20 protein-coding genes are annotated in these 20,132 nt (G+C 63.5%); 13 read left to right on the plus strand and 7 right to left on the minus strand.

Features of this window, described 5'->3' with window-relative positions; translation table 11 throughout:
* Position 1 precedes the first annotated feature (1 nt).
* Positions 2-1,612, minus strand: a complete 1,611-nt coding sequence (locus tag ACNQOP_RS08805) for a carboxyl transferase domain-containing protein (RefSeq protein WP_416404198.1) — start codon at positions 1,610-1,612, stop codon at positions 2-4.
* Positions 1,613-1,792: 180 nt separating this feature from the next.
* On the opposite strand from ACNQOP_RS08805, the gene ACNQOP_RS08810 reads away from it, so the two are divergent.
* The 3 genes from ACNQOP_RS08810 (at position 1,793) to ACNQOP_RS08820 (ending at position 5,261) form a co-directional block, all read left to right on the plus strand.
* Entirely contained in the window at positions 1,793-2,377 is a 585-nt protein-coding gene (locus ACNQOP_RS08810) for a TetR/AcrR family transcriptional regulator (RefSeq protein ID WP_416404394.1), read from the plus strand.
* A gap of 256 nt (positions 2,378-2,633) precedes the next feature.
* A complete protein-coding gene (locus ACNQOP_RS08815; protein WP_416404395.1) occupies positions 2,634-4,178 on the plus strand; it encodes a DUF222 domain-containing protein in 1,545 nt (514 codons plus the stop codon).
* 210 nt (positions 4,179-4,388) lie between these two features.
* Complete coding sequence (locus ACNQOP_RS08820; protein WP_416404200.1) at positions 4,389-5,261, plus strand: NAD-dependent epimerase/dehydratase family protein; 873 nt, start codon at positions 4,389-4,391, stop codon at positions 5,259-5,261.
* Between the two features lie 94 nt (positions 5,262-5,355).
* On the opposite strand, the gene ACNQOP_RS08825 is transcribed toward ACNQOP_RS08820, so the two are convergent.
* Genes ACNQOP_RS08825 through pdhA form a run of 3 tightly spaced genes read right to left on the minus strand, consistent with a single transcriptional unit; the run spans position 5,356 to position 8,902 of the window.
* A complete protein-coding gene (locus tag ACNQOP_RS08825; RefSeq protein WP_416404201.1) occupies positions 5,356-6,726 on the minus strand; it encodes a dihydrolipoamide acetyltransferase family protein in 1,371 nt (456 codons plus the stop codon).
* Positions 6,723-7,733 carry an alpha-ketoacid dehydrogenase subunit beta gene (locus tag ACNQOP_RS08830; RefSeq protein ID WP_257368448.1) on the minus strand — a complete coding sequence of 337 codons (1,011 nt, stop codon included), beginning with the start codon at positions 7,731-7,733 and terminating at the stop codon, positions 6,723-6,725. Before ACNQOP_RS08830 ends, ACNQOP_RS08825 begins: the two co-directional genes overlap by 4 nt.
* Entirely contained in the window at positions 7,733-8,902 is a 1,170-nt protein-coding gene (gene pdhA, locus ACNQOP_RS08835; RefSeq protein WP_284987941.1) for a pyruvate dehydrogenase (acetyl-transferring) E1 component subunit alpha, read from the minus strand. The genes ACNQOP_RS08830 and pdhA overlap by 1 nt, the downstream gene beginning before the upstream one ends.
* 195 nt (positions 8,903-9,097) lie before the next feature.
* Between pdhA and ACNQOP_RS08840 the strand changes: the two genes are divergently transcribed.
* The 5 genes from ACNQOP_RS08840 to ACNQOP_RS08860 all read left to right on the plus strand — a co-directional run bounded on the left by ACNQOP_RS08840 (position 9,098) and on the right by ACNQOP_RS08860 (position 12,778).
* Entirely contained in the window at positions 9,098-9,568 is a 471-nt protein-coding gene (locus tag ACNQOP_RS08840; RefSeq protein ID WP_235519699.1) for an Lrp/AsnC family transcriptional regulator, read from the plus strand.
* Between the two features lie 122 nt (positions 9,569-9,690).
* Positions 9,691-10,491, plus strand: a complete 801-nt coding sequence (locus ACNQOP_RS08845) for a hypothetical protein (protein ID WP_416404203.1) — start codon at positions 9,691-9,693, stop codon at positions 10,489-10,491.
* A gap of 129 nt (positions 10,492-10,620) precedes the next feature.
* Complete coding sequence (locus ACNQOP_RS08850) at positions 10,621-11,028, plus strand: DUF4383 domain-containing protein (RefSeq protein ID WP_235519697.1); 408 nt, start codon at positions 10,621-10,623, stop codon at positions 11,026-11,028.
* Between the two features lie 27 nt (positions 11,029-11,055).
* Positions 11,056-11,685, plus strand: a complete 630-nt coding sequence (locus ACNQOP_RS08855; RefSeq protein WP_416404206.1) for a hypothetical protein — start codon at positions 11,056-11,058, stop codon at positions 11,683-11,685.
* 73 nt (positions 11,686-11,758) lie between these two features.
* Positions 11,759-12,778, plus strand: coding sequence for a PHP domain-containing protein (locus ACNQOP_RS08860; RefSeq protein WP_416404207.1), 1,020 nt, complete (start codon positions 11,759-11,761; stop codon positions 12,776-12,778).
* 66 nt (positions 12,779-12,844) lie between these two features.
* On the opposite strand, the gene ACNQOP_RS08865 is transcribed toward ACNQOP_RS08860, so the two are convergent.
* Both ACNQOP_RS08865 and ACNQOP_RS08870 read right to left on the minus strand, forming a co-directional pair.
* A complete protein-coding gene (locus ACNQOP_RS08865) occupies positions 12,845-14,452 on the minus strand; it encodes a cation acetate symporter (protein ID WP_235519752.1) in 1,608 nt (535 codons plus the stop codon).
* Between the two features lie 8 nt (positions 14,453-14,460).
* Positions 14,461-14,841, minus strand: a complete 381-nt coding sequence (locus ACNQOP_RS08870) for a DUF485 domain-containing protein (protein ID WP_416404209.1) — start codon at positions 14,839-14,841, stop codon at positions 14,461-14,463.
* A 180-nt stretch (positions 14,842-15,021) separates the two neighbouring features.
* On the opposite strand from ACNQOP_RS08870, the gene ACNQOP_RS08875 reads away from it, so the two are divergent.
* The 5 genes from ACNQOP_RS08875 to ACNQOP_RS08895 are packed head-to-tail and all read left to right on the plus strand — an operon-like array spanning position 15,022 to position 19,530.
* Positions 15,022-16,215 (plus strand): sensor histidine kinase, encoded by a 1,194-nt coding sequence (locus ACNQOP_RS08875; protein WP_257368458.1) that lies wholly within the window; start codon positions 15,022-15,024, stop codon positions 16,213-16,215.
* A 21-nt stretch (positions 16,216-16,236) separates the two neighbouring features.
* Complete coding sequence (locus ACNQOP_RS08880; protein WP_284987935.1) at positions 16,237-16,956, plus strand: LytR/AlgR family response regulator transcription factor; 720 nt, start codon at positions 16,237-16,239, stop codon at positions 16,954-16,956.
* On the plus strand, positions 16,953-17,315 hold the full coding sequence (locus ACNQOP_RS08885) for a hypothetical protein (protein ID WP_235519684.1): 363 nt from the start codon (positions 16,953-16,955) through the stop codon (positions 17,313-17,315). The genes ACNQOP_RS08880 and ACNQOP_RS08885 overlap by 4 nt, the downstream gene beginning before the upstream one ends.
* Positions 17,312-18,778: a cation acetate symporter gene (locus ACNQOP_RS08890; RefSeq protein ID WP_257368462.1), complete on the plus strand. Its 1,467-nt coding sequence runs from the start codon at positions 17,312-17,314 to the stop codon at positions 18,776-18,778. The genes ACNQOP_RS08885 and ACNQOP_RS08890 overlap by 4 nt, the downstream gene beginning before the upstream one ends.
* 50 nt (positions 18,779-18,828) lie before the next feature.
* A complete protein-coding gene (locus ACNQOP_RS08895; RefSeq protein ID WP_416404211.1) occupies positions 18,829-19,530 on the plus strand; it encodes a hypothetical protein in 702 nt (233 codons plus the stop codon).
* On the opposite strand, the gene ACNQOP_RS08900 is transcribed toward ACNQOP_RS08895, so the two are convergent.
* Positions 19,527-20,111 carry a DivIVA domain-containing protein gene (locus ACNQOP_RS08900; RefSeq protein WP_284987932.1) on the minus strand — a complete coding sequence of 195 codons (585 nt, stop codon included), beginning with the start codon at positions 20,109-20,111 and terminating at the stop codon, positions 19,527-19,529. The genes ACNQOP_RS08895 and ACNQOP_RS08900 overlap by 4 nt on opposite strands.
* Positions 20,112-20,132 lie beyond the last annotated feature (21 nt).

The raw sequence follows: 20,132 nt of genomic DNA on the forward strand, positions 1-20,132 counted from the left end.
TTCACATCCTGAAGAGGCCGAAGGAGGTCTCGGGCAGTTGTTGGCGGGAGACGACGTCAAGCGCCAGGCCCAGGACCCGGCGTGTATCGGCGGGATCGATAATGCCGTCATCCCATAGCCGGGCGGTGGAGTAGTACGGACTCCCCTGGTCTTCGTATTGTTGCTTGATGGGCGCCTTGAACGCCTCTTCGTCTTCCGCGGACCATTCCTGGCCGGCAGCCTCATACTGGTCCCTCTTGACCGTCGCCAGGACGCTGGATGCCTGATTGCCGCCCATGACGGAGATACGGGCGGCGGGCCACATCCAGAGGAACCGCGGCGAGTACGCCCGGCCGCACATGGAGTAGTTGCCGGCACCAAAGGAACCGCCTATAACCACGGTCAGTTTTGGTACGCGGGCCGTTGCCACCGCCGTGACCATTTTGGCGCCATTCTTGGCGATGCCACCTTGCTCATAGTCCTTGCCCACCATGAAACCGGAGAGGTTCTGCAGGAAGATCAGTGGGATTCCCCGCTGGTCGCAGAGCTCAATGAAGTGGGCGCCCTTGAGTGAGGACTCGCTGAACAGGACACCATTGTTGGCGACGATGCCCACCGGATGCCCATGTAGATGCGCGAACCCGGTGACCAGGGTGGTCCCGTAGTTCTTCTTGAATTCATGGAACTCGGAGCCATCCACCAGCCGGGCAATGACTTCGCGGACGTCGTACTGGGCGTTGACGTCTGTGGGAACCACACCGTAAAGCTCCGCCTGTTCGGCCAAAGGCGGCAGGACGACGTCGAGCACGTCCCACGCCGGCTGTGCCGGCTTCGGCAACGTCGCCACGATGTCCCGGACGATTTCAAGTGCGTGCTGGTCGTTCTCCGCCAGGTGGTCCGTCACCCCGGAAATCCGGGAATGCACCTCACCGCCGCCCAGTTCTTCCGCCGTGACGATCTCGCCGATGGCTGCCTTAACCAAGGGCGGGCCGCCAAGGAAGATGGTCCCCTGGTTGCGGACAATCACGGTCTCGTCACTCATCGCCGGGACGTAGGCCCCACCCGCGGTGCACGAACCCATCACGGAGGCGATCTGTGGGATCTTGGCCGCGGACATCCGGGCCTGGTTGTAGAAGATCCGGCCGAAATGCTCCTTGTCGGGGAAGACCTCATCCTGCTTGGGCAGGAACGCCCCGCCTGAATCCACCAGGTAGATACACGGGAGCTTGTTCTCCAGCGCGATCTCCTGGGCCCGGAGATGCTTTTTCACAGTCATCGGGTAGTAGGTCCCGCCCTTGACCGTCGCGTCGTTGGAAATGACCAGGACGTGGCGGCCATGAACGAGTCCAATGCCTGCAATGACACCGGCTCCGGGCGAATCGTCGTTGTACATCCCGTTTGCGGCCAAGGGTGCGATCTCCAGGAATGGGCTTCCCTCGTCCAACAAGTAGTCGATGCGTTCCCTGGGGAGAAGCTTGCCCCTCTTGATATGGCGTTCGCGGGACGCTGCGGGCCCGCCCAATGCCGCTGTTGCCAAGCGGTTCTTCAACTCCTCAACCAGGGCGCGCTGCGCCTCGTGGTTGGCCTCGAAGGTGCCGCTGGCGGTTCCCGTCAAGCTGGCGATTGTCTCCATCGACCCCTGTTCCATTCCCGGCCACAGGCCATTTCGGTTAGTGCCACGTAACTGAAATTTAGGTTAGTCTTTATTAACTGTGATGTCCAGCACAGCAACGCCCGCTCTGCCGGCGTGGGCGCCAAGGAGGAGAACGTGACCGTAGGCCCGGAAACAAGCACCGACGGTAGCCGCACTGCCATGACGCAACGCAGCCACGCAAAGGAGCTACGCAGGTTGGCTTTGCTGTCCGCCGCCGCAGGGCTGTTCGCGGAAAACGGCTTCAGCCGGGTGTCCCTTGAGGACCTCGGCGCAGCAGCAGGCGTCAGTGGACCCGCCGTGTACCGCCATTTTCCCGGCAAACAGGCCGTGCTTGGCGAACTGCTCCTCAGCGTTAGCCGGGACCTCCTGGACGGCGGACTGCGAGTGGTCTCGGACGCTGGAACTCCCACGGAAGCCCTGCAGGGATTGATCCGGTTCCAAGTGGACTTTGCCCTGAGCAACCCCGACGTCATCCGTGTACAGGACCGGGATTTCAGCAGCCTCGGTGATGCCGACCAGGCCGAAGTACGGCAGTTGCAGCGCTCCTACGTTGAAACCTGGGTTGGAGTCCTCGCCCGCATTCACACGGATGCAGATGTTCCCGGCCTACGGGTGCGGGCCCACGCGGCCTTCGGCTTGATCAACTCCACCCCACATTCAGTGCGCCACCACGGGAGGAAGATCGCCGCGAAATCAGCCCGACCAATCCTGGAACAGATGGCATATGCCGCGCTAACAACGTAGGGAGGCGCCCTCACGCGAACCGCTGGGCACGGCGTTGGTTACGCCGGCACGTGGTTTTCCACATAGGCCGGTTGGGGGCTGATCTGTAGGGGGTTCGGGGTGACAGGGTTTTCCTATGGACAGCGACGGGCAGGTGATGGAGCGGCGGACGGATTCGTCGGGCGCCGATACGCTGCTTGTTGCCCCCGATGACGTCCCTGCAACGATGCGGCTCGAAGGTCGGCCCGGAAGAGCCACAGCCTCCCCTGGCAAAGGGATGTCTGACAGGCCAGGCACCATCGCTCCGCTTGGCTGCCTTCCAGAAGCGTTGGAGAACGGCGCCACGGCTTTGGAAGAGCTACGCGGCTCCGCGATGGCCGAGGCCGGGCTGCTGGGTTTCCAGGCGGCTGCGGATTTTGCTGGTCGGGTGGAGGAGCTTTCGCGGTCGTTGGAGTATTTGCAGGTGGTCGCGGCCCAGGCTGTGGAACGGACCCGGAATGAAGCTCGAGGCGCCCAGTCATCAGCCGCCCCCGGCTGGTCCACGGGATGGACCGAGACCTCGCCAGGCACCCAGGAGCACGCTGTTCCCAGCCAGGCCGGTGAGGCCAGCGACGCTCACGCGGTCATCCGGACCAGCGACGCGGCCCTGCTCGATGACGGGTACCGGAACGCCGCACAGTTCCTCCGCGCCCGGTTGCGGATCAGTATCAGCGAAGCCCGCCGCAGACTCGCCCTCGCCGCCGAGGTCCTCCCCCAGCCCGGAATAGCCGGACAACCCCTCCCCGCCCGACGGGAAACGCTCGCCGACGCGCTCGGATCAGCCCAAATACCCTCCCGCTCCGCCACGATCATCAGCACCGCCCTGGATAAAGTCCGGCACCTCACCGACGCCGAAACCACCACCCGCATGGAACACGCACTGACCAGAACCGCAACCGAAAGCGACCCCGACTTCCTCACCAAAATGGCCCAACGCTGGACCGACAGGATCGACCAAGACGGAACCGAACCCTCCGAAGAAGCCCTCCGCCAACTCCAAGGCACCTTCCTCCGCCGCCGACACCGCTACGGACTGCACCACCTCGAAATCTTCGCCACCACCGAACAATACGAAACCCTCACCACCGCCATGAACACCGCCACCAACCCCCGACACACCACCCAACCCACCGGACCGGACCTGGACCGGCGCTCCCGGCCACAAAAACTCCTCGACGGCCTCGTCGGCGCCTGCAACCTCGCGATGACCACCGGCAAACTCCCCACCAACGGCGGACTCCGACCCCAACTCACCGTCACCATCAGCCACCAAGACCTCCTGGACCAACTCACCCACAGCAACACACCCACCAACCCAGACACCAAGACCACCACCAGCACCAGCACCGGCACTGGCACTGGCACCGCGACGTTCACCGGCCCCCTCCACCCCACCACCATCCGCAAAATCGCCTGCGACGCCGACATCATCCCCGTCCTGCTCGGCACCGACTCCCGCGTCCTGGACATCGGCCGCACCACCCGGATCTTCCCACCCCACATCCGCAAAGCCATCACCGCCCGCGACGGCGGCTGCGCCTTCCCCGACTGCACCATGCCCGCACCCTGGTGCGAAGCCCACCACATCACCTACTGGTCCCACGGCGGAACCACAGGAACAGAAAACGGAACCCTCCTCTGCTCCCACCACCACCACCTCATCCACAAAGAACAATGGACCATCAACATCACAACCGGAGTCCCCTGGTTCATCCCCCCACCCCACATCGACCCCACACAAACACCCCGACGCAACCACCACCACACACCACTCAGAACCTGACGGATCCACTCAAACATGAGGGATCCGGTGTGCGGGGGGCAGCCGAGGACAGGTACTTCCGCGCGCCGAGCCACATGCCTTGGGTCGTACCGGCCTTCCTAGGACTCCCAGGACCTGCCTGAGGGGCTGTGTTCGGCCGTCATTCCACCTACGCTGAAAACCGAACCGCTACCGAACAAAGCAGATTTAGCCACTAAGAAGGAGCAGACCATGAAGATTGCCGTCACGGGCGGAAGCGGAAAGCTGGGCAGGAGCGTGGTCCGGCGGCTGACGCAGGATGGTCACGAAGTCCTTAATATGGACAGAGTTGGCGCTCGTGGCCGCGGCTATGTCAACGTAGACCTCCGCAATTATGGACAGGTCGTTGACGTCATCATGGGCTTGGACGATCAACACAGCGGCTTGGACGCAATCGTCCACTTGGCCGCTATCCCGGCACCGGGTTTGGCACCGGACGCCGCGATATTCGAGAACAACATGGTCTCGACGTACAACGTCTTCCAAGCCGCTCGGAGAGCTGGAATCAAGAAGGTGGTCTACGCCTCAAGCGAGACGGTACTTGGCCTGCCCTTTGACGTCGACCCACCCTACATTCCGGTCGATGAAGAGTATGCGGCGCGCCCCGAAAGCACGTACTCCTTGGTCAAGCACCTCGAGGAGCAAATGGCCATCCAGCTCACACGCTGGGACCCCGACTTGAGCATTACGGCCCTGCGCTTTTCGAACGTCATGGACCCGGAAGACTACGAGGCGTTCCCGTCTTTCGACTCCGATGCAACTCTGCGTAAATGGAACCTCTGGGGATACATCGATGCCCGGGATGGTGCCCTTGCCGTGGTCCGGGCCTTGGAACATGCGCAACCGGGTTTTGAGACCTTCATCATCGCCGCCTCAGACACTGTGATGAGCCGGAGCAGCGCTGAGCTTGCGGCGGAGGTCTTTCCCGGCGTCGAGGTTGTGAAGGAACTTGGCGAGCACGAGACGATGCTCTCCATCGACAAGGCCCGCAGACTGTTGGGATTCGAACCCGTGCACAGTTGGCGTGACGTGCACTCAAACCGGACCACACCCACCGAGGACTGAGGCGTCCCAGGACCGGACGCGCGACGGCCCACCCCTTGGCTGCAGTTTCCTGCAAGCACTCGTCAAGGGATGGGCCGGCGCAGCTTCAGGGGCTTTAGATCATGGTCATGACCATGGCCGGGTCGGACAGGATGGCACCGAGATCGGCAAGGAACCGTGAACCCTGTTCACCATCCACCAGACGATGGTCGAAGGAGAGGCTGAGCGACATGACTTGGCGGACCGCAAGTTCGTCGTTCACAACCCACGGAGCCTTCCGCACAGCGCCGAGGGCGACGATGGCGGCCTCACCTGGATTCAGAATGGGTGTTCCGGCATCGATCCCGAACACACCTATGTTGGTGATGGAAATAGTCCCTCCGGAGAGATCCGACGGAGACGTCTTGCCGGCTCGCGCAGTGTCCGTCAGTTCAGTCAGCGCAGTGGAGAGCTCACGCAGTGTCAACCGGTCTGCGTCCTTGATGTTCGGGACAGTCAGGCCGCGGGGTGTCGCGGCGGCGATCCCCAAGTTCACGTAGTTGAACTGCACAATCTCCTGGCTGGCCTCATCCCAGCGCGAGTTCAGCGTGGGATTGTTCCGGAGCGCCACAAGCACGGCCTTGGCAGCGATGGTCAGCGGCGTCAGCTTGTAGCCCTCGAACGCTCTGTTGCCCTTGAGCCGTGCCAGCAGGTCCATGGTCGCCGTGACATCAACCGTGAGGAACTCGGTCACATGCGGCGCGGTGAAGGCGCTTTGCACCATCGCAGCGGCAGTGAACTTGCGAACCCCCTTGATGGGCGTCCGGGTTTCCCGCTCGCCCTGTGCTGCGTGGGCGGGGATTGCTGCATTTCCGGCGATCTCTTGGGCCGTGCCAACAGCGCTGGTGACGTCACTGGTGAAGGCGTGGACATCGTCCCGCGTAATGAGTCCGCCCGGCCCCGTCCCGCTAACCGCCGACAAGTCCACTCCGAGGTCCCGCGCAAGCTTGCGGACAGGAGGAGTGGAGCGCGGACGTTCGCCAACCCCAGTGGCGGGGGCGGCTGGTGCTGGCGACGCCGTTGGGCTGGCTTGGGCCGCGCCGCGGGCGCGCCGGGTGGGGCGGCCCGTGTGTTCGACGACGGCTCCGTAACCCACCAGGTTCGGCTCGCGTTTCGCAGGGGCCGCCTCCGTGCCGGGAGTTTCCGTCGCGCTGCCATTACCGCTGGTGGCGCCGCCACCGTTGGAGGATCCGGCGTCGTCCACCTCGAAAGACACGATCGGCTTGCCGACTTCCACTACGGTGCCGGGCTGCTCGTGGAGGGCAGCCACGGTTCCAGCGAAGGGCGAAGGCAGCTCAACCACAGCCTTGGCGGTTTCCACCTCCGCGATGACCTGGTTGAGCGTGACCGTGTCCCCCACGGCCACCTTCCAGCTCAGGATTTCCGATTCGGTCAGGCCTTCGCCCAAGTCCGGCAGCTTGAATTCCTTGATCATTGTGGCGGTCATCCTTCCAGTCCGCTCAGGGAGTTGGGGCGGCCCAGGGCCCGGTCTACACCGTCGAGGATCCTGTCGAGGTCGGGCAAGTGGTGCATTTCGAGCTTCGAGTACGGGTACGGCACATCGAAACCGGTGATCCTCACCGGAGCTGACTCCAGGTAATGGAAGCAGCGCTCGGTGATGCTCGCAGCAATCTCTGCGCCGAGGCCACCGGACTGGCCGGCTTCATGCGTGATGACCAGGCGGCCCGTCTTGCGGACCGATGCCTCCACCACGGGATAGTCCACGGGAGCCAGGGAACGGAGGTCGATGACTTCCACGGAGATACCGTCGTCCGCGGCAGCCATGGCAGCGTCCTTGGCCGTCTTGACCAGAGGACCGTAAGCCACCAAGGTCACGTCCGATCCCGCGTTCACCACAGCCGCCTTGTCCAGGGGAAGCGCAGTGGAAAGGTCGATGGCCTCGTCCACGTCGCCCTTGTCGTGGTAGCGCCGCTTGGGCTCGAAGTAAAGGACTGGATCGTCCGAAGCGATGGCCTGCTGGATCATCGTGTAGGCGTCCTGCGGGTTGGACACTGCCACCACGCGCAGCCCGGAGGTGTGGGTGAAGTACGCCTCGGGCGATTCGGAGTGATGCTCCGGCGAGCCGATGCCACCGCCAAAGGGAACACGGATGGTGATGGGCATTTTCACCCGCCCCTGCGTGCGGTAGTGCATCTTTGCTACCTGGCTGACGATCTGGTCGAACGCGGGGTAGATGAAGCCGTCGAACTGGATCTCGCACACCGGGCGGTAGCCGCGGTAGGCCAAGCCAACCGCGGTGCCGATAATGCCTGACTCGGCTAGTGGGGAATCGATGACCCGGTGCTTTCCGAAGTCCTTCTGGAGCCCGTCGGTGACGCGGAAGACGCCACCAAGTGAGCCTATGTCCTCACCCATGAGGACCACTTTGGGGTCGTTTTCGAGTGACTTCCGGAGGCCGGCGTTGATGGCACGGGCAAAAGTGAGCTTGGACATCAGAGTGCACCTTCCTCGACGGACTCGTTGAAACTGTTCAGGTACCGCGAGTAGTGGTCTTTCTGGCGTTCTATCCAGGGATTGGGAGTGCTGTAGACGTGGTTGAAGACGTCCAGTGGTTGCGGATCGGCCATGCCGATGCAGCTGGAGCGAAGTTCCGCAGCTACAGCGTCAGCCTTCGCCTTGACGCGGGCCTCCACATCCTCGGTCAGCAGGCCCTTGGCTTCAAGGAGCTTTCGCAACCTGAGGATGGGGTCCTTGGCGGCCCAGTCCTCCAACTCGATGGGGTCGCGATAGCGGGTAGGGTCATCGGCCGTGGTGTGCGGCCCCATACGGTACGTCACTGCCTCGATGAAGGTGGGGCCGCCGCCCGAACGCGCCCTGTCCAAAGCGACGCGTGTTGCGGCCATGACAGCGAGGACGTCGTTGCCGTCGACCCGGATGCTCGGGATTCCGAACCCCGTGGGCCTGTCAGCCAACTGAACGTGCGACTGGAGCCGGACCGGCTCTGAAATGGCCCAGTGGTTGTTCTGGCAGAAGAACACCACGGGGGCTTGGTAGCTGGCAGCGAAGACCATGGCTTCGTTGACGTCGCCTTCGCTGGTGGCACCATCGCCGAAGTAGGCAAGGACGGCCGTGTTGGCCCCGTCCAGTTGGACTCCCATGGCGTAACCAGTGGCGTGCAGGCTCTGCGAACCGATGATGATCTGGGGTGTCGCCAGGTTGATGCGCTGGGGGTCCCACCCGTAGGAGGCGTTGCCCCGCCATACCCTGGCGATTTCGGAGAGGTGGGCTCCGCGCACGTAGGCCACACCGCTTTCACGGTAGCTCGGAAAAACGAAGTCGTCGTCGCGCAACGATCGGCTCGAACCTATCTGGGACGCTTCCTGCCCGAGGAGCGGGGGCCACAGTGCGAGCTCTCCTTGTCGCTGGAGCGCGGTTGCCTCGGCATCTATGCGGCGGATGACTGTCATGTCCTCATACAAGGAGCACAAAGCCTCATCACCAACGTCCTTGACCCAGACATCGAATTCCGGATGGCTGATCCGCTCGCCGTCCGGAGAAACCAGCTGGAGCAGATTGCCGCCAGTCCTCAGGGGATTTTGTGCACTTTGTCCCGGGCCTGGAGTGTCGTTGTGCACTCCCTTGCCCGCCTGATCCGTCAACACAGGTGATCGCAACCTTCCGGCTCGTTTTTGTCGGCGCTGGCTGGACTTGTGGTCCTGCCGCAGACCGGCCCTCCGGCACCTTCGCCGGAGTTAATTGTGACCCTACTCACAAGTTACAAGGGGTACAACTACCCTCGCAGAAATTGAGCAATGTGCTCTGTTTGGGCTTTCCTGCCCGTGCTAATCTTGCGCATTATGCACCCTTTGGATGGCACTGATACCCGGCTCCTTTCCGCCATGGCGAAAGATCCCCGCGGGACCGTGGTGGCCCTGGCACAGAAGTTGGGGCTCTCCCGAAACACGGTCCAGGCCCGCATGGCCCAGCTGGAGAAGAAGCATGCGTTCCTCTCCTTCGAGAGGCGCATCAATCCGGTCGCGCTCGGCTACCCATTGACGGCGTTCATCACCGTCCATGTGCAACAGCAGAAGCTCGCGTCCCTTGCCCAGGACCTTGCCGACATCCCGGAAATCCTTGAAGGCTTCGGCCTGACGGGATCAGCAGACCTCCTGCTTCGGGTCGTCGCCTTGGACGCGGAAGACCTCTACCGCATCAACGGCAAGATCCTTGGTTGCGACGGAGTGGACCGGACAGATACTGCGCTGGCGATGCGAGAGATGATCCCCTACCGCGTTCAACCATTACTCGGGCGCCGTTCCGAGTCCTGACGGGCGGGTTGGCTGTACACCAAGTGCCGGATGCGCTTTGATTCAAGTGGACGAACCGGGGGCCGTCCAGAGGTCCCCGGTCAGGTGGTGGCGTTGAAGAGGCTGCCGAAAGGGGCACTACCGTGAGCAACCCGCAAGAACCGAACCCGAACCAGCCTGGCCCCGCGCAGCCGCCGGTTCCCCCGAACCCGGGCTACCCACCGCAGACCGGCGCTTCGCCGCAGTGGCAACAGCCGCCGTCGTCCGCCCAACCGCCGCAGTGGCAACAACCGCAGTCCTCAAGCCAGCCGCCGCAGTGGCAACAGCCGCCGTCGTCCGCCCAGCCGCCGTCGTCCGCCCAACCGCCAGGCAGCGTCCCACCGTACGCAGCGCCCGGCCAACAGTATGGCCAAAACCCGTACCCACCGTACGCAGCACCCGGCCAGAACCATGGCCCGGTCCCGCCCGGTCAGTACCCCGGCCAATACCCCGGCGGCCCATACGGCCAGTTGCCGCCCAAAAAGAGCCGAAAGGTCCTGTGGATCGTCCTTGGCATCGTCGCCGGCGTCATCGTCCTGGCCGTTGCTGGCATCCTGGTTCTCGTCAACCTAGTGGGCGACTCTACGTCCAAGGCACGGTCCCTCGCGGACGAGTTCACCACTCTCGTTGTGTCCGGCCAAACGGAGCAGGCCTACGACAACTACCTCAGCCAACCGCTGAAGGACGAGCTGGACAAGCAATCCTTCATTGACGGAATTGAAGGCCTGCGGTTGGACAGTTCCTGCAAGCCGGTCTACAACTCCGTTAACGTGAAATCCAACAACGGCAACAACACCGCCGACCTCGCAGGCAAGCTGCAATGCGACGGGAAGACCATCGACCTCCAGTACGTTTTCGAGGGCACCAAAGACCTCAAAATGAGCAGTATCCGGCTACGCCCTTAACTGCACAAAGTTTTTTCTTCCCGCCACCCATCCGACGCTGCGCATGGTCCGAATCACTGCTTGAGAACCCCACTTGGGATTCAGCAGGACGGCCGGAGTTCTCCGGCCATCATCGGAAGGTTCGGACCAATGCGTACTTCGCCCAATCGCTTGATCGCCACCATCTTCGGAGCCGTCTACCTCCTGGTAGGCGTGCTCGGATTCTTTGTCACCTCGGGAATCGGCTTCTTCGCCACCGAGGGTGCCAACCTGATCATCTTCGCCGTGAACCCGCTTCACAACATCATCCACCTGGCCATCGGTGCCGCCCTGCTTTACTCAGGCATGAACAGTGTCACCCTGTCCAAGACGGTCAACACCACGGTTGGTGGGGTCTACCTGCTGGTAGGTATCGTCGGGCTCTTCCTCGTCGGCAGCTCGCTGAACATCATCGCCCTCAACGGCGCTGACAACGTGCTGCACCTCGCGAGCGCCGTGGTCCTGCTCGGCGTTGCCCTCTCGCAGGACAAGGCCGTCGTAGCCTCCGCCCGCGCCTAAGCACAGCGCCACGTCACCCACGGGCTGATGACCGAACAGTTGATCACCGACTCCGGACAGCGAGGAGCTACGACCATGGAGAACAAAAACCACCCCACGCTAAGCGCAGCGACGTTGTTGTTCGTTTATTTCGCCGCCATGGCAGCGGGAATGGTCGAGCTCTCCGTGGCCGCCGGCTATATCGCCGGAGCTGGAGCCACGGCACCGGGACTCATGGTCCCGGGCGCCGTGACCCTGCTGGCCGGACTTGCCTTCCTCGCGTGGTCGCTGTGGGGACTGCACCGCAACTCCCTGGTCTTCGCCCGCTATGCGCTTCCGGCCTTGGCCGTAGCCGGTGTAGCCCACCTCGCCGTCGTGGCGAGCGGAATCAGCATCCAACGCTCGTTGGATGTGAGCCACTTTGCCGCCCTCGGCCTGACCCTGATGGCGCTCGCCGGAGCGGGCTGGCTGAGGCGGCAGCGCAAGACCAACGACGGCGGCGCCCACGGCCAGCCAAGGACCGGGCGGCTTCTGGCAGCCGCGTTCGGAGCCGCCGTCGTTGTTGCAACAGTTGCAACTCCGGGACTGGCGGCGTCGATGGCGGGACAGCACGCCGTGCCACACGGAGAGCACAGCCAGGGCTCCAATCCCGCCCTGGAGCAGGGTCACCACCACTAGGTAGTGACCGGACCGGCGCACCATCGACACTGCCCACTGTTGATGGTGCGCTTGGTTCGTGGATCATGGAGCCATGGATCCCATCGAGGCGCTCGACGAAATTTCCTTTTGGCTCGAACGCAGCCAAGCACCCACCTTCAAGGTCCAGGCCTTCCGTAAAGCGGCCGACGCCGTCCGGCAGCTGGCGCCCGACGACCTCGCAAAGCTGGTCGGTGTCGGCAGGATCACCAGCCTCAAGGGCGTCGGCAACCGGAGCGCGGAAGTCATAACCCAGGCGCTGGAGGACAGGGTGCCGGAGTATTTGGCCGACCTGCGGGAGCGTGGCACCGAAGCCCTGGCCGCCGGCGGCGAAACACTTCGGGCCGCGTTGCGCGGCGATCTTCACAGTCACAGCAACTGGTCCGACGGCGGATCTCCCATCGAAGCCATGGTGGCGGCAGCACGCACTCTCGGCCGCGAATACCTGGCACTCACGGACCACTCCCCCAACCTCACCATTGCCAACGGCCTGAGCATCGAACGTCTCGAGGACCAGTTGGGCCTGGTGGAAGACATCAATGACTCACAGGACGGATTCTGCTTACTCAAGGGCATTGAGGTGGACATCCTGGAGGACGGAACCCTGGACCAGGCACCGCACATGCTGGACCGGCTGGACGTGGTGGTGGCAAGCGTCCATTCAAAGCTTCGCTCAGACAAGAAGACCATGACCGAAAGGATGCTTGGCGGCATCAGCGACCCGCACACCAATGTGCTGGGCCACTGCACGGGACGGCTCGTCCAGGGATCCCGCGGCACCCGGCCCGAGTCCGAGTTCGATGCCGCCAAGGTATTCAGCGAGTGTGCAGAGTGGGGCGTCGCAGTGGAAATCAATTCCCGCCCCGAACGGCAGGACCCACCGGACAACCTCATCAAAATGGCCCTCGACGCCGGATGCCTGTTCAGCATCGACAGCGACGCGCACGCTCCCGGCCAGCTCGACTTCCTGCAGTATGGGGCCGCGCGAGCGGAAGCCCTGGGTGTACCGAAGGAACGGATCGTCACCACATGGCCGTTGGAACAACTGACTGAATGGCTCAGCCTCAAGAAGTGACCCAGCACGAAAGGGCCCCTCCTGTTACGCCAGGAGGGGCCCTTCATGGTTACCGCGGGAATGGACTTAGTGGTCCACCGCCTTCTCGGCTCCGATTCCGGTCAGCGAGCGCACCTCCATCTCTGCCTGCTTGGCTGGGTCTTCGCGCCGCTTGTCCAGGACCGTTCCGAGCCAGCCCAGGAAGAAGGCCAACGGGATGGAGACGATGCCCGGGTTGCTGAGCGGGAAAATCGCAAAGTTGGCGCCCTGGATCATGGAGGTCTTGGCACCCGAAACCACGGGTGAGAACGCGATGAGCAGGATCGCCGCGGCGAGCCCGCCATACATGCTCCATACCGCGCCTTGGGTGGTGAACTTCTTCCAGAACAGCGAGTAGACAATGGTGGGGAGGTTGGCCGATGCCGCGACCGCGAAGGCCAGTGCCACCAGGAAGGCCACGTTCTGGCCGTTGGCGAAGATGCCACCGAGGATGGCGAGGACGCCGATCACCACAACTGTGCGCCGGGCAACCTTCACCTCTGCAGTAGCGTCGGCTTTGCCCTTCGAGATGACGTTCGCGTAGATGTCGTGGGCGAAGGACGCAGCTGCGGTGATGGTCAGGCCGGCGACGACGGCGAGGATCGTGGCGAACGCGACAGCTGAGATGAAGCCCAGAAGCAGCGGACCGCCCAGGTGGAAGGCCAGCAGCGGTGCTGCGGAGTTGACGCCGCCGGGTGCCGACTTGATGGTTTCCGCGCCCACCAGGGCTGCTGCTCCGTAACCCAGCACCAGGGTGAAGAGGTAGAACAGGCCGATCAGCCAGATGGCCCACACCACGGACTTGCGGGCTTCTTTTGCGGTGGGAACCGTGTAGAAACGCATGAGGACGTGCGGCAGGGCTGCCGTTCCGAGGACCAAAGCCAGCCCCAATGACATGAAGTCCAACTTGGACGTTTCGGTCTTGCCGTACTGCAGGCCGGGGTTGAGGACGGCCGGGTTGTTGGCGGCCTCTGCGGCCGATCCCAGCAGGCTGGAGAGGTTGAATCCGTAGATCGCCAGCACCATGGCTGTCATGACTGCGGCGCCGGCGATCAGCAGGATCGCCTTGATGATCTGCACCCAGGTGGTGCCCTTCATGCCGCCGATGAGCACATACATGATCATCAACGCGCCGACGACGATAATCACCAGCGCTTGCCCGCCCCAGTCGCTGATCCCCAGCAGGAGCGATATCAGGCTGCCCGCGCCGGCCATTTGGGCCAGGAGGTAGAAGAAGCAGACCGCGAGGGTGGATAGCGCAGCCGCGATCCGGACAGGACGTTGACGCAACCGGAAGGAAAGGACATCTGCCATGGTGAACTTGCCCGTGTTTCGGAGCAGTTCGGCCACCAGCAGCAGGGCCACGAGCCAAGCGACCAGGAAGCCGATGGAGTACAGGAAGCCGTCGTACCCGTTGATGGCGATTGCGCCGGTGATGCCAAGGAACGACGCCGCCGACAGGTAGTCGCCTGCGATGGCCGTTCCGTTTTGCGAGCCCGTGAACGAGCGGCCCGCAGCGTAGTAGTCGGCGGCCGTCTTGTTGTTCCGGCTCGCCCGGAACACGATGACCATGGTGACCGCGACGAACAAGGCAAAGATTCCCATGTTCAACAGCGTGGTGTCTTTCAGGGCAGCGACCTCGACTGCCGGGACCATGGTGGCGTTCACTTGGCCTCCCCTTGGATCATGTTTCCATCATTATCGAAGTGGTGGCCTTCGATCCCGGTGCGGATCTCCGCAGCGATCGGGTCGAGCTTCCTGTTGGAGTAGCTCACGTACCAGGCCGTGATGCCGAACGTGGTGACGAACTGGAGCAGCCCCAGAATCAGGCCGATGTTGATGTTGCCCCAGACCTTTGTGGACATGAACTCGACGGCGTAGGCGGCCAGCAGGACATACGCGAAGTACCACAGCAGGAATATGACGGCCATGGGGAAGACAAAGCTGCGATGCCGCTTGCGCAGTGTCCTGAACTGTTCCGTTTGTTGGACTTCCTGGAAGTCCACGGACGCCGCAGCGTCGTGGGGGTGGGCCTCATTACCCATTGGTTCCTCCTGGTTGTGATGTGCCCACATCAGCTTCACCCTCGGCGCTGATGTGACTGCAATCACTATCGAATGCGGCATGTGGTCTATTCCAGTGGTGTGCCCTGCGGCGTCGCTCAACGGTCGCGCCGCTGCGCCGAACGGCAGGATGCTGGCAAATTCATTGACTACGCTGGCTGTATGCCCGACTCTCCGCTTTTCAGCCTCGCTGCCATCGCCGTGATCGTGCTGGCCGTCGCCGTCGTCGTGGGTGTTGGCTTGAAAGTGATCCGATCGTTCCGCGACCTTGGCACCGACGCCGAGCGTGCCACGTACAACACGCTGCACGCCGCATCGAGGGCCGGGCAGCACCTTCGGGGCGGCCTCCAACCCGCCGGGGCAGCCAAGGCCAGCAAGCAATTGCGGGTACTGCTGGGTTGCGATGCCCTGGCCATCACGGATACTGACTCCGTCCTTGCCTGGGACGGTGCCGGGGAAGAGCTCCGGCCGTCGCTGATGCGCCTCGCGGCTGACGTGCTGAGCACGGGCAGAACGGTGGTGGTCCCCCACGCACGCGATGCCGGCATTGAAAAACCGGGGCAGGACTTCAGCGCTGTCATTGCGCCTATCCGGGCCGGGTCCAGGGTGGTCGGAGCGGTGGCCGCCCTGGCACCCGCCGCAGGAGCAGGGCTGGTCCGCGCCACGAGCGAAGTGGCTGATTGGATTGCCGCCCAACTGGAACTCGCGGAACTCGAAGCGTCCCGGACCCTCCTTATGGAAGCAGAGGTCAGGGCGTTGAGGGCACAGATCAGCCCACACTTCATCTACAACTCACTGAACGCCATTGCCTCGTTCATCAATACCGATCCCGCCAGGGCCAGGGAGTTGGTGGTGGAGTTCGCCGACTTCACCCGGTATTCGTTCCGGCGGCACGGCGATTTCACCACGGTAGCGGAGGAACTGCGCTGCATCGACCGCTACTTGCTCCTGGAAAGGGCCCGGTTCGGCGAGCGAGTCCAGGTCAGCCTGCGGATTGCGCCGGAGGTACTGAGCACGGTCATCCCGTTCCTCAGCCTGCAACCCCTGGTGGAAAATGCAGTGCGGCATGGCTTGGAAGCAAAGGAGGGCCCAGGCCACATCACCATCTGCGCCAATGACTCCGGAGCATTCGCCGAAGTTACCATCGAGGACGACGGCGTTGGCATGGACCCCGAACACCTCAGGTCGGTACTGGCCGGGCACGCGGATGGCGATCACGTGGGTTTGCGCAACGTGGACGCCCGGCTTCGGCAGGTTTACGGGGACGAGCACGGCCTGGTGATCGAGACAGCACCCGGCGAAGGGACCCTGATCACCCTGCGTGTGCCCAAGTCGCAACCCGGGCACGACGCCTGAACCACGGACTAATCTAGAAGGATGATCAACGTGCTCGTCGCCGACGACGAACTGCCCGCCGTCGAAGAACTCGCCTTCCTCCTGGGACGGGACGAGCGGATTGGGGTTATCCACCGGGCGTCATCGGGGGCCGAGGCCCTGAGGGCTCTTGAAACGGAACTCGTTGACGCAGTTTTCCTCGACATCCATATGCCCGCCTTGTCGGGCCTGGACATCGCGCGGGCCATTTCGCGCACCAGTAACCCGCCCGCCGTCGTGTTCGTCACCGCGGACGAGGATTGTGCCCTTGAGGCCTTCGACCTGGCCGCCGTCGACTACCTGCTGAAGCCGTTGCGGGCCGAAAGGCTGACCCGATCCGTGGACCGGATCAGCGAGCTCATCAAGGACGGCACACCGGCGCCGGAAATGATCACGGTGGATCTTGGCAGCACCACACGCATGATCCGGCGCGACGACGTTACCTACGTCCAGGCCCAAGGCGACTACGCCCGGCTGCACACCACCGAGGCAAGCTACCTCATCCGGGTGCCCCTGAGCGACCTGGAGCAGAAATGGGCGGAAGCCGGCTTCATCCGCATCCATCGTTCGTACCTCATCGCCCTCAGCCACGTACAGCACTTGAGGCTTTCGGCCACCGGCCCCAGTGTGGCTGTGTCCGGCGCGGAGCTGCCCATCAGCCGGCGCCACCTTCCCGCTGTCAGGGACAAACTGCACTCCACACGTATCCGGCCGCAAGGATGACCAGGGTCCGCGTCACGGCGCCGCGGCAGTCCGCTCCCCTGGCTCCCGGCCGGGTGACGAGTCCCCGTGAAATAGCGGAGGACTCCGACTCCGGCCGCCTGTTTGTCCGCTCGCTGATCCGCTCGCAGCTGCGCCTCGCGTTGGTGGTGGCCTGTGGGTTCCTGGTCATCCTGGCCGTGTTCGCATTGATCCTTGTGTACGGTCCGGGCGTGGCTGAAACCCGGATTGCGGGAGTTCCCCTGGATTGGCTGGCCCTCGGAGTGGGCGTCTACCCGGTGATTGGACTCAGTGCGTGGCTCTATAACCGCGCCGCGGCCCGGAACGAGGCCCGCTACCGGGACCTTGTGGAGGACAAGTGAACCCCGTTGTCAGCCTCGTCGCATTCCTCGCCGTTTCCCTCACGACGGCGGTCATCGGCTTCTACGGTTTACGCATCTCCCGGACGACAGGCGACTTCTACGTCGCCTCGCGCACTGTCCCACCATGGTGGAACGCGTCGGCGATCGGGGGCGAGTATCTCTCCGCGGCAAGCTTTTTGGGAGTTGCCGGACTGATCCTGCTCTCAGGCACCGACGCACTGTGGTTCCCCGTGGGGTACACGGCCGGCTACCTGATGCTGTTGCTCTTCGTGGCCGCTCCCCTACGGCGTTCCGGCGCCTACACCATTCCGGACTTCACCCAAGCCCGGCTGGACTCGGCGCTGGTCCGGCGCGTGACGAGCCTGGTGGTGGTTGCCGTCGGGTGGTTGTACATCGTCCCGCAACTCCACGGGGCTGCCCTCACCATCAGGATCACCACGGGCCTGCCGTCGTGGGTTGGTTCGACGGCGGTGGTTGTGGTGGTGTGCCTGACGGTGGTGGCAGGCGGGATGCGCTCCATCACCTTTGTCCAGGCGTTCCAGTATTGGCTGAAGCTAACGGCCCTGGCCGTGCCGGTCGTGTTCGTCCTCTTGGTACTGGCCGGTAATGGGTCGGCTCCACAAGCACCCCTCACAGTCAACCCGACCAGCCAGGCTGCCGCAGGCGCCTACCAACACATCTCCCTGCTGGTCGCCCTGCTCTTCGGGACCCTCGGGTTACCGCACGTGCTGGTCAGGTTCTATACCAACCCGGACGGCCAGTCAGCGCGGCGGACCACGTTGATCGTGCTGGGACTACTCTCCGTTTTCTATCTGTTCCCTACGCTGTCCGGCGCACTCGGGCGAATGTTCGCGCCCGAGCTGGCACAGTCCGGGCAAGCTGACGCCCTGGTCCTGCTGCTCCCAGGCAGGCTGATCGGTGGAACGGCGGGTGATGTCCTCTCGGCCCTGGTCGTCGCAGGAGCCTTCGCCGCCTTCCTGTCCACGACGTCGGGCCTGGTGGTTTCCTTGTCCGGCGTCATCAGCCAGGACCTCTTCGGTGGAAGCGTCAAAGGGTTCCGGCTCGCGGCAGTACTCGCCGCCGTCGTGCCTTTGGGTTTTGCCTTCACGACCGACAGCCTTGCCCTGGCCGGAAGCGTTGGCCTGGTGTTTGCCTTCACGGCCTCCACCATTTGTCCGGTGCTTTTGCTGGGAATCTGGTGGCGTGGCCTCACCGATGCCGGGGCTATCGCGGGCATGCTGACCGGCGCGCTGCTCTGCGGCGGCGCCATGGTGGCCGGCACGTTGATGGGCGGTGGAAGCGCTCCGGCCTGGCTGGCCCAACCGGCAGCATGGACTGTCCCGGCGGCCTTCGCCGTGACCGTGGCTGTGTCCGTCATGACCAAGGGCCGTGTTCCGTCCTCGGTAGACCGCATCATGTCACGGCTGCACGTGCCCGAACGCCCGGTCGTGACTGAGCGGTAAGGCGGCATCACCCTGTTGTTCGAGGATCGTTCAAGGTGGACAATGACGCCATGTCCGAGGAACCACGGCCGGTCAGCTACGATCCACCGGCTACAGCGACCGAGTTTCCGCCCGCTGTCCGGGCGCAGTTGTTGGCCACCGAGCATTGGAGCCTGCTCGCTTCCAGGAGCACCACCCAAGGCGAGGTCCTCACCCGCATCAGCATGTTCCTCACCTTCACCTCAGCCAGCCTGCTCAGCGTGGCGCTGGTGGGAAACGCCACCCAGTTTTCGGATGCGTTCAGGGCCTTTGCGCTGACCATACTCAGCATCGACGTAGTGGTTGGACTGCTCACGCACGTACGCGTGATGAGCGTGGGCATGGAAGACCTGATGTACGTCATCGCCATGAATCGGCTCCGCGCCGCTTACGTGGACCTGGATCCCGGCGTTGCGCCGTACCTCATGGCCAGCTTTCACGACGACGAAGAAGGGGCCAAGCGGACCTACTACTTTTTTGGCGGCCGCCGTGACTTCAGCCAAGTGGCCGGGAGCAGCATGGTGTTCATGGGGACGGTCAACTCCGCCCTCATCGCACTGCTGCTGGGGTCCGCGATGTTGGTGGGAGGCTTGCCCGTGGCCCTGTCCGTTGGCATTGCAGTAGTAGCCGCCCTGGCCTTCTTCGTGACTTCACTGGCCAGGGGACATCGCAGGTACCTTGAGGTCTGGAAAAACAACCCGCCGGTCTCGCGATCTACCGAAAAAAGGGCCTAGTCGATCGCAGCCATAAGTTCAACGACGCGTGCCAGGAACGCGTCGACCTGGGCTTCTTCGTAGCCTTCGTCGCCCTTGGCTGCACGGAAGACAGCCCGGCGGACAGTGTCCACGCTGAGGGTCTGGTCGTGCTCGAGGTAACCGATGAGTTCCGCGCACAGGGCGTCGACGTCCTGGACGTTGTAGCTGCGGACACGCTTTTTGGACGGGCGGCGGAACCGCTCGCCGTCAGGCCGGTGCAGCCTGCCCCGGAGGATGCCGGAGAGCTTGCCGATCTGGCGGAGCCACGCTTCCTCGCCCTGCTGGTTGATGAGGTCGTCACGCTCGCGGCGAGCGAAAGCGTCCTCCAGGCGATCCAGCGCGGCGTCGACGCTGTGCGCGTCGTATCCGCCCTTGACGGGGTCGAAAGCCACATCACGGACGTCGCCACTGGCTATCTGGTCAGCAGCTCCTACAGGACTCTCGAACGACTTCTTGGCGCGCTGGAGGAACTCATCCACCTGCTTGGCGTTGTAGCCGTACTTGCTGCGCTCCACACGGTCGAACGTGGCGGGAATCTGGCGTCGAATATCCACTGACACTACTTTTCCTTCATTGGTTTG

It is taken from the genome of Arthrobacter sp. LFS091 (genome assembly GCF_047977885.1).
In the GTDB taxonomy this organism is placed as follows: domain Bacteria; phylum Actinomycetota; class Actinomycetes; order Actinomycetales; family Micrococcaceae; genus Arthrobacter.

Excerpts from the sequence above, each read along its gene's own strand:
- ACNQOP_RS08805 (WP_416404198.1), bottom strand. The coding sequence starts at position 1,612 with ATGGAGACAATCGCCAGCTTGACGGGAACCGCCAGCGGCACCTTCGAG.
- ACNQOP_RS08810 (WP_416404394.1), top strand. The coding sequence starts at position 1,793 with ATGACGCAACGCAGCCACGCAAAGGAGCTACGCAGGTTGGCTTTGCTG.
- ACNQOP_RS08815 (WP_416404395.1), top strand. The coding sequence starts at position 2,634 with ATGTCTGACAGGCCAGGCACCATCGCTCCGCTTGGCTGCCTTCCAGAA.
- ACNQOP_RS08820 (WP_416404200.1), top strand. The coding sequence starts at position 4,389 with ATGAAGATTGCCGTCACGGGCGGAAGCGGAAAGCTGGGCAGGAGCGTG.
- ACNQOP_RS08825 (WP_416404201.1), bottom strand. The coding sequence starts at position 6,726 with ATGACCGCCACAATGATCAAGGAATTCAAGCTGCCGGACTTGGGCGAA.
- ACNQOP_RS08830 (WP_257368448.1), bottom strand. The coding sequence starts at position 7,733 with ATGTCCAAGCTCACTTTTGCCCGTGCCATCAACGCCGGCCTCCGGAAG.
- ACNQOP_RS08840 (WP_235519699.1), top strand. The coding sequence starts at position 9,098 with ATGCACCCTTTGGATGGCACTGATACCCGGCTCCTTTCCGCCATGGCG.
- ACNQOP_RS08850 (WP_235519697.1), top strand. The coding sequence starts at position 10,621 with ATGCGTACTTCGCCCAATCGCTTGATCGCCACCATCTTCGGAGCCGTC.
- ACNQOP_RS08855 (WP_416404206.1), top strand. The coding sequence starts at position 11,056 with ATGACCGAACAGTTGATCACCGACTCCGGACAGCGAGGAGCTACGACC.
- ACNQOP_RS08860 (WP_416404207.1), top strand. The coding sequence starts at position 11,759 with ATGGATCCCATCGAGGCGCTCGACGAAATTTCCTTTTGGCTCGAACGC.
- ACNQOP_RS08865 (WP_235519752.1), bottom strand. The coding sequence starts at position 14,452 with ATGGTCCCGGCAGTCGAGGTCGCTGCCCTGAAAGACACCACGCTGTTG.
- ACNQOP_RS08870 (WP_416404209.1), bottom strand. The coding sequence starts at position 14,841 with ATGGGTAATGAGGCCCACCCCCACGACGCTGCGGCGTCCGTGGACTTC.
- ACNQOP_RS08875 (WP_257368458.1), top strand. The coding sequence starts at position 15,022 with ATGCCCGACTCTCCGCTTTTCAGCCTCGCTGCCATCGCCGTGATCGTG.
- ACNQOP_RS08880 (WP_284987935.1), top strand. The coding sequence starts at position 16,237 with ATGATCAACGTGCTCGTCGCCGACGACGAACTGCCCGCCGTCGAAGAA.
- ACNQOP_RS08885 (WP_235519684.1), top strand. The coding sequence starts at position 16,953 with ATGACCAGGGTCCGCGTCACGGCGCCGCGGCAGTCCGCTCCCCTGGCT.
- ACNQOP_RS08895 (WP_416404211.1), top strand. The coding sequence starts at position 18,829 with ATGTCCGAGGAACCACGGCCGGTCAGCTACGATCCACCGGCTACAGCG.